This window comes from Pseudoalteromonas piratica, assembly GCF_000788395.1.
Taxonomy (GTDB): Bacteria; Pseudomonadota; Gammaproteobacteria; order Enterobacterales; family Alteromonadaceae; genus Pseudoalteromonas; species Pseudoalteromonas piratica.
On sequence record NZ_CP009888.1, the window covers coordinates 1,807,168 to 1,820,232 of the forward strand.

The window sequence follows — 13,065 nt, forward strand, 5'->3', positions numbered from 1 at the left end:
TTGACATTGCGATTAAGGGGCATTTTGCCCCTTTTTTGTAGGAACTGTTGTGTTAGAACTACTTACTAAAAGTTTAAGCGAATTACCGAGTTATTTTAGTGATGCTAACAAGCGCATTTTTTATATTTATTTATTAAGTGCGGTGGCTTTGGCATTACCCGTATATTTCGCCGCTTCCACTAAACGAAGCCCTGTTGGCTTTCTAAAGTTTCTTTTTCCTAAATCTGTTTGGCTTGCTAAGAGTGCTAAGCAAGATTACGCCCTTTGGGTTGCGAACAAACTGTTAAAAGCATTATTATTTGGTCCAATTGTATTGACCATGGCACCGATTGCTATTGCATTAAGTGATTTGTTGGAATGGTCATTTGGTCATATCGAGCCAATAGCACTTGCGAAATGGCAAATCATTACCTTTTTTACATTTTTACTTTTTATAATCGACGATTTTACGCGTTTTTTACTGCATTACGCGCTACATAAAGTCCCATTTTTATGGGAGTTTCACAAAGTACACCACAGTGCCAAAGTACTTACACCGTTTACCATTTATCGTTCGCACCCTGTTGAGAGTTATTTATACGCGTGTCGTATGGCAATCGTGCAGGGCACTGCAGTCGGAATAGGGTATTACTTGTTTGCCGATGCCATTAGCATGTTTGATGTGCTTGGCGCCAATGTATTTGTCTTTTTGTTTAATTTATTTGGTTCCAATTTACGTCACTCACATATTTGGTTGTCTTGGGGTGATAAGCTAGAGGGGATATTTATTAGCCCAGCACAGCATCAAATTCATCATAGTGATAATCCCCAACACTTTGATACTAATCTTGGCTCAGCACTTGCGATTTGGGACAGAATGACTGGGACCCTAATTAAGGCATCTGAAGTGGGTAAAATTTCGATAGGTGTTGGCCAATATGATTGTGGTCATGACTCACTTTTTGCAATTTATACAAAACCGTTTATTGAATCAGCCAAATCATTAAATCTCAGCGTCAAAAAAGGCGTAACTAAATTACGCCTCAATAAACATACGGATAAAACGCGCGGCTAATGCGCGTTTTTGTTTTATGCTTTGTTTGGGATATTACCAAGCACTTCAACTAATAGGTTAAAGAAAGGCTCAACCGTGTCGATTTTCACCTTTTCATCTGGCGAATGAGGGAATCGAATCGTTGGGCCAAATGACACCATATCCCAATGCGGATAGGCATCTTTAAATAAACCACACTCAAGACCCGCGTGGATCACCATAATTTTAGGCAATGAGCCAAACATGCCTTGATACGTTTCTCGTAAAATATCTTTAATCTGTGAGTCGTCTTTTGGCTCCCAACCAGGATAAGCGCCAGTGAAGGTAACGCTTGCACCAGCAAGCGTAAAGGTCGATGCAATCATATTTTGTGTATTTGTGCGCGCGCTATCAATTAATGAACGTACAAGACATTTAACACTAATATGATTGTCTTTGGTTAATACCACACCCAGGTTAGTTGAGGTTTCAACGATGCCCTCAATGGTATCGCTCATGCGAATTACACCATTAACACAGCCATTAATGCTGTTAATTACCGCAGTTTGTGACACTTTAGCAAGTTGCTTTTCAGGCAGTTCAACATCATTAATAGAAATTAAAATATTAGGCTCTATCTTACTTAACTCGGCAAGGAATAAGCGATTAATATTGTTTAATGCTGTGTTTAGGGCTGCTTTATCTTGGTGATCAATGATTAGGGTGACTTCAGCTTCGCGGGGGATTGCATTTCTAAGCGATCCACCTTGAATACTTGCAATTGAATAGTCAATATCTAGTAAGCTTAACATTCTAACAAGCAACTTATTGGCATTGCCGCGACCAAGGTGAATATCAACACCAGAATGACCACCTTTTAAGCCATTAAGAGATACGTTAATTGCCGCTTTAGTTGCATCTGTGGTTTCCCACTCAACGGGTAATTCAATGTTTACATCAATACCACCTGCACAACCCATGTAAACTTCGCCTTCGTCTTCTGAGTCGGTATTAAGTAAAATTTCACCATCAAGCCAGCCTGCTTCTAAACCAAAAGCGCCAGTCATACCGGCTTCTTCGTCTATAGTAACTAATACTTCAAGCGGACCATGTTTAATGTCTGCACTTTGCAGTACAGCTAAACTGGCGGCAAGGCCAATACCGTTATCTGCTCCTAGGGTTGTACCATTGGCAGTTACCCATTCGCCGTCAACGTAGGCTTCAATAGGGTCGTTTACAAAATCATGTTGTTTATCGTTATTTTTTTGCGGCACCATATCCATATGCGCTTGTAAAATAACACCTTTGCGATTTTCCATTCCTGTTGTCGCTGGCTTTTTAATGATTAAATTTCCAACCTTGTCTTCTTTAACATCAAGACCAAGGTCAGTGGCAAATTGTTGGATCCATGCTGATATTTTTTGTTCGTGTTTACTCGGGTGAGGAATACTGCATATTTTTTCGAAAATTTGCCACAGCGGTTGTGGCGATAATTGAGAGAGTTGCATCACTGTGTTTCCTTGTTGTTACTTGAGCAATGGCATTAACACTTTTTCAAGGCCATTACGTTTTACTTCATATATTAATGCGAGTTGCTGACCAAGCTTTCCTTCAGGAAAACCTTTTTGTTTGAACCACACTAAGTAAGGTTCTGGGAGTTTTAAGAGAGGACAGCCAGCATATTTACCAAATGGCATTGGCTGATTGATAGCGTCTAACAACGCTTGTTTGTCTGCAAGCATACATAAAGTAGTGTTGTGAATGTCAGAGCCAAGTATACCCTAGTGAATCTGAGTTTTGATCTGTTTTGATGGCGTAAAGCCTTTTTCACGCAACAAAATACTCAGTTGGTCGACTGGTAAATGGTGTTGGGGGCTTTTGCGAAGCGCATGATCCTGCGGCACAGCGTATTTGTCGAGAAGTAGGGTGTAGAAAGTAAGCTTGGCAAAATCGGCGTCTAGGTACTCCAATTCATCACTAATGTACTCTAGTAAGTCAGAGGAGAATGCTTTGTTTTTATTTTTTTGATGCATAGCTAGGTCGTTCAGGGTACATTTGTCTAAATTTTACCCCGAATAACCTAGTGTTGTGTTTCAAAAATGTAAACGAACGTAATAGTTACCTTAATTACCTTTGTGAATTCGGTATAGAAAATACTTTTTCTTTTACGTGCTCTGCAAAACCGCTACCCGCTTCTAGATAGAAGTTAAACGTTGAGTGTACACCCATATCTTCAAGCTCTTTTTGTTGATCGGGGTAATTGGCAATAGCTGTTACTTGCCCGGTAAAGCCCGATGCTTTTAGGCGCTCCAAAGCAAATATATTCTGAGCATGTTTGGGCATTGCAAGCATTACCATTTCTACTTCAGAGTGATTGATTCGATTCCAAAAGTCGGGGTCAGTTGCATCGGCAAGAATGGCAAATCGACCGCGATTAGTATGTCTTTCTACCGTTTCAGGGTTGATATCCACACCTGCAACAGAGTTCGGATACGTTTGTGCAATGGTTTCATATGCACCCGTTCCGACACGGCCCATACCAAAAATAAGAATTTTTGTTTGATTTAAATTCACTGGCATTTCTTCAGCGAGGCGTTTTTCAGACTCAAACTTTAATAAGTAGTTTTCGAATTTGACATACAACTCATTTGATTTTTTGTTAAGTGGAGACGCCGCAATAAATGTAATTGATACCGCAATAGCCACTACTGCTAGCCATTCACCGGTGAGCCAGCCACTCGATACCGCTAAGGCACAAACAATTAAACCAAATTCACTGTAATTTGATAGCGAAAATGCACCGAGTAGGGATGTGCGCGCGCGCAAATGAAATGCATTGGTTAGAACGTAATACAGTAGGATCTTAAGTGGTAACACCAGGATTAAAATGGTGGCGACCATCAGCGCATGTAACGTTAGCTCTGCATTGAGACCAATTGTTAAAAAGAAGCCGACTAAGAAGAGATCCTTAAAACTTAATAAGGCTTTTGAAAGTTCACCTGCTTTTTTGTGAGGCGCTAAAATCATACCAATAATCAATGCACCTAAATCACCTTTTAAACCCGCAAATTCAAATGCATGGTAACCAACCACAAGTGCAAAGAAAAAGCCGAAAAGAGGCAGTACTTCACCGTGTTTTGAACGGCCAAGCATCCAATAAAACGCAGGCCTTACAAGAGGGAGTGCGCAAACAAGTGCAATTGCCCAGTAGTTTGGGATCTTACCTGTGCTGATAGCTAGAAAAACAACGGCGAAGATATCCTGCATGACTAGAATACCAATGGCTACTTTTCCGTGCAAACTGCTCATTTCACCGCGTTCTTCTAATACCTTTACAGCGAAAACAGTTGATGAGAAGCTTAGTGCAAACGCTAATATTGCGGCCGATTGCGTTGATAGCTCCGAAAATAGGGGTAATTTTAGCCAGCTTAGTCCAAGCAGGGATCCCCAGAATAATAAACTACACAGCACAATATGTAATGTGGCAGGCCCCCACACTTGGGCTTTTACTAAGTTGCCAATTTTAAGTTTTAAACCAATGCTAAAGAGCAATAGCGTAACCCCAAGGTTTGCCATTTGCTCAAGTAAAGCGGTACTTTGATAGCCCGCGATGTTTAAAATAAAGCCTGCGCATAAGAAACCGATCAAGGGTGGTAACTTAAACTGTAAAATAACAAAGCCACAGATGAAGGCGGTTGCGTAAAACAATAATTCCATGGGATATTTTTTTAATTCTCAGTTAACCAGAGTGTAACTAAAAACAGTGTAGCGCGCTATGCATTCTCGTCCAGTCTCTGCTTATAAGCCTTTAGTTGTTGATCCCACGCAAAACACCAGCTTTCAATTAACTGTGTTAGATGGCTTAATGAGAGCTTTTCACTACTATTTTCTATTTGTAAACCTTGTCCGCCAAGCACTGAAGTGGCAAGCAACTTATCGTTTAAGCCATTTTTAATTTTCGTTTCAAGGCGTATTTCGACATCACGGTCTCGTCCACCCAAGGATAAATTTACCGCAGAGATAACAGCACGAAATGGGATTACTTCAAGTGGAGATAAATCTTCCAACGAAATCTTTACTGCCGTGATAGCGGGTTCAATCACCATTACATTCTCACCTTTTACAGGAGAGATAGGAAAATATTGTGAAACAATATATTTCATTCGCATATCTAAATAACGTTGTAACTTTGTCGCAGCCTGATGATCAATTTGCTCGTGATGCTGCAGCTGTGGGTAGTAAATTACAGGGGCAATGTAGACCGATTCAGGTTCGAAAGGGGCCAGTTTTCGAGAGATATCTCGAGATACCCAGCGCTGATGATATCCAGTATTTTCATCCGCTAAGGTGGTCAGGTTACTATAACTGGCTAAGTAGCCATTTTTAATGTCTTTTGTAGTTAGAGAACAACCCGTTAACAGTAAAAGAACAGCACTTTTTATAAACAGTTTTGATGAATACATAATCAATCTAGGAGTGAACAAAAATCGCATCATAGCAATGCAAACTTAATCAGCTCTTAACAACGAAAATTTTAACTGACAAGCATGAAAAATTATGGTTAATATGCATTATAAGTATAAAGAACAAGGTGAGTTATATGTTCAAAAAAGTTCTCGCATCTATCGGTATTGGTGCGGCAAAAGTGGATACTGTGCTACATACTGAGCATTTACAGCCAGGGCAAAAGTTTTCAGCAGAAGTAATTATTACTGCGGGTGATGTAGAGCAAGATATTTCAGGGTTAGAACTCGCCCTAATGACCAAGGTAAAGGTTGAATCGGACGAGGGTGATTACTTTGCGGATCATGTGCTAGAGAAGTGGTCGATTGTTGATCAGCGTACCTTAACCCCAGGGGAAGAATTGCGTATCCCGTTTGAAGCACGCCTTCATTCTGAGACACCGATTACGCAAATCTCCCAGGGTTTAAATCAGAGTGTGGTGTGGATTGCAACTGGGTTAAACATTGATTTTGCCCTTGATGCGACTGATCGTGACCCAGTTTATGTATATCCTAACGAGGCCGTGAAAGCGTTTATGCAGGCAATGGAAAAGCTAGGTTACAAACTAGTTAAAAGTGATGTTGAAAAAGGCTACCTGCGTACCTCAAACTTCAATTCAACTTCTGGGTGCTATCAAGAGTTAGAATATAAACCGGCTGGTTTGAAAGTATTTGGTCCGAAAGAGGTGGAGCTTTCATTTGTACCAGAAGCGCACAAAACGCATGTATTGATTGAAATTGATCGCATGTTTGGCTCTGATGGTTATGTTGACCTAACAATTGAGCACGATCAGGTAAATTTAAGCCAAATTTGCGATCAGCTAGAGCATATTTTTGGTTAATTAGTTTAAGAATTGAAAAGGGGCTCTTGCCCCTTTTTTTGTGAGTAAATAATATGACGAAATTTTACAGTAAATCGTTTAATGAACTGTCGGCACTCGAGTTATACAACTTAATGAAGCTCAGAGTGGATGTATTTGTCGTTGAGCAAAATTGTCCGTATGAAGAGCTTGATGGATTAGACACAGCACAACAAACACAACATATTTTAGGCTATGACAACAATGAACTTGTGGCCTATGCACGTTGTTTAGCACCCAATACAAGTTATGAAAACAGTGCTGCAATTGGTCGTGTACTGGTTAAACAGTCTCATCGCGGAAAAGGTTTAGCACAGGCTGTTGTGTCCCTTGCTAAAGATATTTGTGTTAGTCATTGGCCTGATAATGGCATTGAGATTTCAGCGCAGTGCTACTTAACTGACTTTTATGAGGCTCAAGGCTTTAAAATTGTTGGGGAACAATATTTAGAAGATGGTATTCCACATATTCATATGATTGCTGTTTAGTTATGCGAAACCTTTAATTTACTAAGATATAAACATAAAAAGCCGATGCACGTCATCGGCTTTTCTTTGTGTTTAGATAAATGAATGAATAAACACCGCTGCAATTGCCAATGGGCAGACAAACTTAGTATACCAAGGCCAAATTTTCCAAAATAGCGTTGATTCAACCTGTTCATTACCCTGTTTAATTTCTTCAATCAGAGAGTTACGTTGCCAAATCCAACCTGCAAATACACAGCACAGCATCGCAATGATTGGTTGGCCATATTCTGTTGCTAACGTTGCAACAAAATCAAGCATGGTACCAATGTTAAAGATAATCACGAAACTAATGGCGAGAATACCGATTCCTGTCCATGTTGTTGCTGTTTTACGCTCAATATTATGGCGTTCTACTAAGAAAGAAACAGGGCCTTCTAACATCGAAATTGAAGATGTTAGTGCGGCAATCGACATTAAAATAAAGAAAGCTAAGCCAACAAATACACCTAGTTGCCCCATTGAATCGAACAAGCTAGGTAATACTTGGAAGACGAGAGTAGGGCCAGCGAGCAAGCTACCATCTTCCGCGAAAATTTGAACACCTTGTTCTAATGCAACATACATTGCTGGAATAACAAGCAAACCAGCTAAAAACGCAATCGATACATCGATAAAGGTCACTTGCGCACCGATAGTTACCATGTTCTCTTTTTTAGAGATATAGGAGCCGTAAATAACCATGACACTTGTACCCAGTGACAATGAGAAGAATGCTTGACCAAGTGCGCTTATGAGTAAGTCTGGATCAAGAACACGTGAAATATCAGGGTTCAGATAGGCTTCTAAGCCTTTATCAGCGCCATCAAGTGTTAATACGTAAATTATAAGTAGGATTAGCAGGCCAATCATTGCGGGCATTAAACGTTTTGACCATTTTTCTATACCGTCTTCAACGCCATTACGAATAATAATGACCGTTAAAAACATAAACACAGCACAGAAGAAGATATTACGTGCAATGCTGTCACTTACAGCCCATTCAGCAACACTTGTAGCGCCAATAATAGTGGCGCCAGACTCAACGGCATAAGATGTCATCCAGCCTGCTAAAATACCATAAAAGCTTAAAATTAGGGCAGCACATACAATCCCGCCAAAACCCACAATAAACGCAAACCTTTTTTGCATTTGCGTGCGAGATATCTTTTCTAATGAAGTCACCGCATTTGCTTGGCCGTAGCGTCCAATCAGGATCTCAGCCATAAAAGCAGGGTAGGCTAAACAAAACGCTAATATTAAATAAACTAAAACAAATGCTGCACCACCATTTGTTGCAGTTTGTGTTGGGAATCCCCAAATGTTGCCAAGACCTACCGCGCTACCTGCGGCAGCCATAATAAAACCGAGTCGAGAGGTAAACTCTCCACGTGAAGCACCCATATATTTTTCTCGTTATTAATTTGCCGCCCAATCTACTGTAAATTGAAATAAATTAATAGAGTGACTTTGCTTGATTTGGATCAATTGATTTAAAAAAATGTAAACCTGGCGTTAGCATCATTAAGCGTGTGAAATAATTAAATTCATCAGCTAACTCTTGGCAATCTTACCAAGTGCCTGTTTTGTTTTTTAAATGACAGCGATGAGGCAGGCGTAAAGTAAACTTTGCACCCCCTAGTGACTTAGAGCGCGACACTTTAATTTCACCAAAATGCCAAGCTATCACTTTTGCTACAATTGCCAGTCCTAAGCCAAAATTTTTGGCTGCGCGGTTACGGTGACTTTCTTGCTGAAAAAAGGGTTTCAATACGTTATCGAGGTTTTCTTCATCAATGCCTGGACCGTCATCTTCAATCTCTATATAGGTATCGCTGTGTGTTTGAGTGGTGCTGATAGTAATACGTGTTTTGGCAAAATCAGTCGCGTTACTAAGTAAATTCACAATAGCGCGTGCTAACCAGTGAGGGTCAACATACAGTAGATAATCTTCTGCTTTTATATCTAATTTGATTGATTGTGCTTGTAGTTTGGGTGCTACTTGATGGACACAGTTCTCAAATAACTCTGAACTGGAGATCGATGTTGGTGAAATCTGATATGATTTTTGCTCTAAGGTTGCATACTCTAAATAACGATTAAGCATCGACTCCATCTGATCCAAATCACCTTCCATTCGCGCCAGATAATGCTTAATTTTTTCAGAGTCATGACTGTCAATTGCTGCATCTAGGCCAAATCTTAGGCAAGCAAGCGGCGTGCGAATGTCGTGAGACATACTTGATGCTAATAACTGGTTTTCTTCAATCAATTGCTGAATTTGGTCAGCCATTCGATTGTAACTGGTTTCAAGTTCGCGGATATAACTAAGCCCAGTTAAGTTGATGCGCGCATCCAAGTTGCCGTTGGCAAATTGGGCGGTTGCTTTGTTCAGCAGACTCAAACGTTTCGTTAATGGCGCAAGCCACCACCACATGAAGATACAGATGCCAAGATAAAAACCAACAGTTAAAAATAAATCAGTTCGATTAGCAGGCATCGGGGGCTTTTCAACGCGAAGCTGAACATGGTGATCCGCTAATGCCTCACTGGTTTGAATTAAATAAAAGCCTAATTCATCTTCAAGTGTAATCCCACCAGGGATCAGCAATTGTGAGTGAAGTTCAATTGGTAAAGCTAATTCCGCATTATCATGATAGCTTAAACTAAAGTGGCTCGATTCAGCAAAGCGGTTCAACCACGCTTGATGTTGGTCGCTTGGGTGTTGAGCCATCTCAGACACCACACCGGCAAGTACTTGCTTCTCAAGTTTAAAATTATCTAGATTACTGGGTGGAGCACTTAATGAGTCTATCAGCCAGCCAAGGATAAAGGATGATATTAATGCACCTGTGATCAGGCTGATATAGAGTTTCTTCATTGATTACCAAGCTTGGCTAACAAATAAGTAGCCTTTCCCCCAAATGGTTTTGATTTTATTTGGGCTTTGTGGGTCATCACCAATTTTCTTGCGAAGCGCAGAAATAAGGACATCAACGCTGCGATCTAAACCATCGTATTCACGCCCTTTAGTGGCTAAAAACACACTATCGCGATCGAGAATTTGATCTGCATTTGAAGCTAAGAAAAACAATAATGAATACTCGGCATTAGACAGCGCAAGCTTTTCTTTATTCATAAATACATCGCGCGATAGGGTATCGATTTGTAAACTGCCAATGCTGATTTCATCGGTGTTTGTATCGGAGTTACCTTGTTTTTCTCTGAGTACAGCATTAATGCGAGCCAGCAAAACACGCGGACGAACAGGTTTAATGACATAATCACTTGCGCCTACTTCAAGGCCAAGCACTTCATCTATTTCGTCACCTTTAGCTGTCATCATAATAATTGGCTGGTGGAAAAACACACGTAGATCTCGGCACACACTCATACCATCTTTACCAGGTAGCATAAGATCAAGCAGTACTAGATCAGGGTTGTGTTTTTTAACTGCCTGTACTGCTTCGTCGCCACGTTGGCATAACACAACTTCGAAACCTTGCTCAACTAAATACTCACTCACCCATTGGGCGAGGGATGTGTCGTCTTCAACTAATAGTATTTTCTTTGCAACATCCATTAAAACAGCCTCCATCGACGCTTTTTACGTTTATTGGTGTAAACCCAATTTACTTTCATTTCTACTTGTTCACTGACTTGGCCTGAACCAATTTCAACCAGTTCATAGCGTTTTGCATCAGGTGAGTTAAATTCGCTTTCTAATTCGCCAAATGTGCTGTTATACCAACAGCGAATGAGTTTTTGATCACTTACCGTGCGAATACAATAATCGCCGCGAACAGGTGCGTGCCATTGAAACTTCAATTTAGTGTAACAGTGCTTGCCTTGGCGAAGAGCTACACACTTCTCTGGAAAGATAGCAAGCTCAGGATTAGCAAACGGGTTATTTACCGGTAATTCAGTACTCGCAAAACTCCCGTTAGCGACAACGAAAAGTGCTGCCAGCTTGAGCTTTATTAAGATAAACTTAAGGTTAAAATACATAGCGAATGCCAACCTTAGCTCTGTGCGTGATACTGTTGCTAATCAGTGGACTGTCGCTGATTTCTTTCGAATACCAAGATGATAACCAACCACCTAAAAACACCCAATTTTCATTAATTGGGTATTCAGAATGAAATTCAAAGGTAACGCTGTAGGCAACACTTGGATCATAAATCGGCCTAGCATTTTCAATTGCTTCACTGGCATCTACACCAAAATAATACCCTGTAAACTCGGATGAATAGATATTGAGACCAGAGCCAACGCGAAACTCCCAATTTCGATAATCTTGAATGGTACTAATAAAACCACTGGCCCACAGGCTTTTGTGTGCGCCGGAAATGTCTTGCAATAATTCAAAAGATACTTGGTGTGTTTTCTGCTTTCGAGTGAGTCTAAAGCCAGCATTAAAATCACTTTCTCTTTCTCTTATTCCCTGAAGTTCAAACACTAAATCGTTATTATAGTAAGTGCCCGTTTGATCAAATCCTTCATGAGCATTGATAGCAAATAAATCGAGACTCCAATCATATTTATCTACTAGGTTGTAACCCACTGTAAGCCCACCAGATAACTGAGAATTATCAACGTCGAAATAAAATTTATCGTAATTGATGGCAATATTGATATTTAGTTCGAGCCCATCTTGGTAATCCACACCCTGAAGGTAATGCTTATCGATGTAGTAACCTGCACCAAAACTCCAATCCCAAGTAAAGCCATCACTTGCTTCAAGCGTATTGTCGGCATAAAGACGGTTACTGGCCTGGCTTGGTGCGGAAACAAGAATGGCGATAAAAAGTAGTGTGATTGTGAGTTTGTTCATTATTTTTTTAAAAGGGATACTGAGTGCTAGCTACTAAAATACGTATTATATGTATAAATGTGTAGTGCACATGTAAAAAAATGTAGTGTAAGTGTGCAATTAAAAATAAATTAACAATTTTTCCTGCATCAATTCGTGTTGCTTGTTAAACTATGTGCGTAATTATTCCGAGAATAGCGATATATATGCGGTTTTTGTTTTTCTCATTCCTCTTGAGTGTACATTCTTTCACCTTTGCTGACAGCCTTGATAATGCTGGGCAGAGTGTTGATTTTGAAAAATTTGTTAAAAGCTATAAGCAATCCATGGTCAAAAAGCTGCGCAAAAAAGGCATTCCAGGTGCTGCGCTTTCTGTTGTCAAAGTCGATGGGGGAGAGTTTGCTTATGGCTATGGTAAAACAAAGCGTGTAGGTGGAAATCCTGTTGATAGCAATACGCGCTTTCGCTTAGCGTCTGTATCAAAAACATTTGCAGGGTCTTTAGCCGCCAAGTTAGCGACGCAAGGGCAGCTTCAGTTGGATGATACTGTCACTAAGTACTTGCCTGACTTTCATTTCCATAGCCGCGACAAAAAATTACGCGTATCACATCTGCTAAGCCATAGTAGCGGCTTAGTACCCAATGCCTATGATAATTTGATTGAGTCACGTATGGCGTATGACAAAATTAAGGCTAAACTGGCTGACGTTGAGCCAATTTGCTCACCGGGCAGATGTTATGGTTATCAAAATGTCATGTTTAGTTTAATTGGCGATGTCATTGAGCAATCAACAAGCATGGACTACGACACTTGGGTTAATGAATTTTTGTTTAAACCACTCAATATGAAAAACGCGAGCTTAGGCATGAAGGCAATGGTTAAAGATGACAATTATGCACATCCTCATGTGAGAGCTCGAAAGCGTTGGTATACCACTAAATTAAAACCTAATTACTATAAAGTTGCGCCAGCTGCCGGCGTTAATGCCAGTGCCAGTGATATGGTGCAGTGGTTAAAAGCGCAGTTAGGTGAGTATCCGAGCGTATTATCGAAAGAATCGTTAGCGCTACAGGCAACACCTCATATTAATACTAAAAAAGAGTTAAAACGACGAGTTTGGCGATCAAATCTTAAAAAGGCGCAGTATGGATTAGGTTGGCGAATTTATGATTATAAAGGTGAAACAATTTACTATCACAGTGGTTGGGTGCAAGGCTACCGAGCAGATCTGTTGGTAATTCCTCGATTAGAGTTAGGTTTCAGTTTAATGATTAATGCTGAAGCAGGCATTTTAAATGAATTAACGACTGACTTTCTTGACCTGACATTAAAACAATTCAATAAAAAACGCGCCTAGAGCGCGTTTTTTTG

General features: G+C 40.2%; 14 protein-coding genes. 4 read left to right on the forward strand and 10 right to left on the reverse strand.

Annotation, left to right across the window (positions count from 1 at the left end; translation table 11 throughout):
• Positions 1-49: 49 nt before the first annotated feature.
• Entirely contained in the window at positions 50-1,054 is a 1,005-nt protein-coding gene (locus OM33_RS08250) for a sterol desaturase family protein (protein ID WP_038640765.1), read from the forward strand.
• Positions 1,055-1,068: 14 nt separating this feature from the next.
• Here OM33_RS08250 and OM33_RS08255 read toward each other — a convergent pair whose 3' ends face one another.
• The 5 genes from OM33_RS08255 to OM33_RS08275 form a co-directional block, all read right to left on the reverse strand.
• On the reverse strand, positions 1,069-2,523 hold the full coding sequence (locus tag OM33_RS08255; protein ID WP_038640768.1) for an aminoacyl-histidine dipeptidase: 1,455 nt from the start codon (positions 2,521-2,523) through the stop codon (positions 1,069-1,071).
• A gap of 15 nt (positions 2,524-2,538) precedes the next feature.
• Complete coding sequence (locus tag OM33_RS08260) at positions 2,539-2,754, reverse strand: DUF3820 family protein (protein WP_038640770.1); 216 nt, start codon at positions 2,752-2,754, stop codon at positions 2,539-2,541.
• A gap of 39 nt (positions 2,755-2,793) precedes the next feature.
• On the reverse strand, positions 2,794-3,045 hold the full coding sequence (locus OM33_RS08265; RefSeq protein WP_038640772.1) for a hypothetical protein: 252 nt from the start codon (positions 3,043-3,045) through the stop codon (positions 2,794-2,796).
• 94 nt (positions 3,046-3,139) lie between these two features.
• Complete coding sequence (locus OM33_RS08270; protein WP_038640773.1) at positions 3,140-4,729, reverse strand: cation:proton antiporter family protein; 1,590 nt, start codon at positions 4,727-4,729, stop codon at positions 3,140-3,142.
• Positions 4,730-4,785: 56 nt separating this feature from the next.
• Entirely contained in the window at positions 4,786-5,475 is a 690-nt protein-coding gene (locus OM33_RS08275; protein ID WP_038640775.1) for a DUF3313 domain-containing protein, read from the reverse strand.
• A gap of 137 nt (positions 5,476-5,612) precedes the next feature.
• Here OM33_RS08275 and OM33_RS08280 point away from each other — a divergent pair, with 137 nt between their 5' ends.
• Entirely contained in the window at positions 5,613-6,356 is a 744-nt protein-coding gene (locus OM33_RS08280) for a sporulation protein (protein ID WP_038640776.1), read from the forward strand.
• A gap of 53 nt (positions 6,357-6,409) precedes the next feature.
• The gene (locus OM33_RS08285) at positions 6,410-6,862 is read left to right on the forward strand and encodes a GNAT family N-acetyltransferase (protein ID WP_038640778.1); all 453 of its coding nucleotides are present in this window, start codon (positions 6,410-6,412) and stop codon (positions 6,860-6,862) included.
• A gap of 72 nt (positions 6,863-6,934) precedes the next feature.
• On the opposite strand, the gene OM33_RS08290 is transcribed toward OM33_RS08285, so the two are convergent.
• From OM33_RS08290 to OM33_RS08310, 5 genes are all read right to left on the reverse strand, one after another.
• Positions 6,935-8,284, reverse strand: coding sequence for a sodium-dependent transporter (locus OM33_RS08290; RefSeq protein WP_038640780.1), 1,350 nt, complete (start codon positions 8,282-8,284; stop codon positions 6,935-6,937).
• A gap of 166 nt (positions 8,285-8,450) precedes the next feature.
• A complete protein-coding gene (locus OM33_RS08295; RefSeq protein WP_038640781.1) occupies positions 8,451-9,761 on the reverse strand; it encodes an ATP-binding protein in 1,311 nt (436 codons plus the stop codon).
• A gap of 3 nt (positions 9,762-9,764) precedes the next feature.
• Positions 9,765-10,463, reverse strand: a complete 699-nt coding sequence (locus tag OM33_RS08300; protein ID WP_038640783.1) for a response regulator — start codon at positions 10,461-10,463, stop codon at positions 9,765-9,767.
• On the reverse strand, positions 10,463-10,888 hold the full coding sequence (locus OM33_RS08305) for a DUF3019 domain-containing protein (protein ID WP_038640784.1): 426 nt from the start codon (positions 10,886-10,888) through the stop codon (positions 10,463-10,465). The genes OM33_RS08300 and OM33_RS08305 overlap by 1 nt, the downstream gene beginning before the upstream one ends.
• Entirely contained in the window at positions 10,878-11,714 is an 837-nt protein-coding gene (locus tag OM33_RS08310) for a MipA/OmpV family protein (protein ID WP_038640786.1), read from the reverse strand. Before OM33_RS08310 ends, OM33_RS08305 begins: the two co-directional genes overlap by 11 nt.
• Positions 11,715-11,899: 185 nt before the next feature.
• On the opposite strand from OM33_RS08310, the gene OM33_RS08315 reads away from it, so the two are divergent.
• On the forward strand, positions 11,900-13,051 hold the full coding sequence (locus OM33_RS08315) for a serine hydrolase domain-containing protein (protein WP_038640788.1): 1,152 nt from the start codon (positions 11,900-11,902) through the stop codon (positions 13,049-13,051).
• Positions 13,052-13,065: the final 14 nt, after the last annotated feature.

What these genes read in the sequence shown, in the direction of transcription:
- OM33_RS08275 (WP_038640775.1), bottom strand. Translation starts at nt 5,475, where the DNA reads ATGTATTCATCAAAACTGTTTATAAAAAGTGCTGTTCTTTTACTGTTA.
- OM33_RS08305 (WP_038640784.1), bottom strand. Translation starts at nt 10,888, where the DNA reads ATGTATTTTAACCTTAAGTTTATCTTAATAAAGCTCAAGCTGGCAGCA.
- OM33_RS08285 (WP_038640778.1), top strand. Translation starts at nt 6,410, where the DNA reads ATGACGAAATTTTACAGTAAATCGTTTAATGAACTGTCGGCACTCGAG.
- OM33_RS08290 (WP_038640780.1), bottom strand. Translation starts at nt 8,284, where the DNA reads ATGGGTGCTTCACGTGGAGAGTTTACCTCTCGACTCGGTTTTATTATG.
- OM33_RS08310 (WP_038640786.1), bottom strand. Translation starts at nt 11,714, where the DNA reads ATGAACAAACTCACAATCACACTACTTTTTATCGCCATTCTTGTTTCC.
- OM33_RS08315 (WP_038640788.1), top strand. Translation starts at nt 11,900, where the DNA reads ATGCGGTTTTTGTTTTTCTCATTCCTCTTGAGTGTACATTCTTTCACC.
- OM33_RS08300 (WP_038640783.1), bottom strand. Translation starts at nt 10,463, where the DNA reads ATGGATGTTGCAAAGAAAATACTATTAGTTGAAGACGACACATCCCTC.
- OM33_RS08270 (WP_038640773.1), bottom strand. Translation starts at nt 4,729, where the DNA reads ATGGAATTATTGTTTTACGCAACCGCCTTCATCTGTGGCTTTGTTATT.
- OM33_RS08260 (WP_038640770.1), bottom strand. Translation starts at nt 2,754, where the DNA reads ATGCTTGCAGACAAACAAGCGTTGTTAGACGCTATCAATCAGCCAATG.
- OM33_RS08280 (WP_038640776.1), top strand. Translation starts at nt 5,613, where the DNA reads ATGTTCAAAAAAGTTCTCGCATCTATCGGTATTGGTGCGGCAAAAGTG.
- OM33_RS08295 (WP_038640781.1), bottom strand. Translation starts at nt 9,761, where the DNA reads ATGAAGAAACTCTATATCAGCCTGATCACAGGTGCATTAATATCATCC.
- OM33_RS08265 (WP_038640772.1), bottom strand. Translation starts at nt 3,045, where the DNA reads ATGCATCAAAAAAATAAAAACAAAGCATTCTCCTCTGACTTACTAGAG.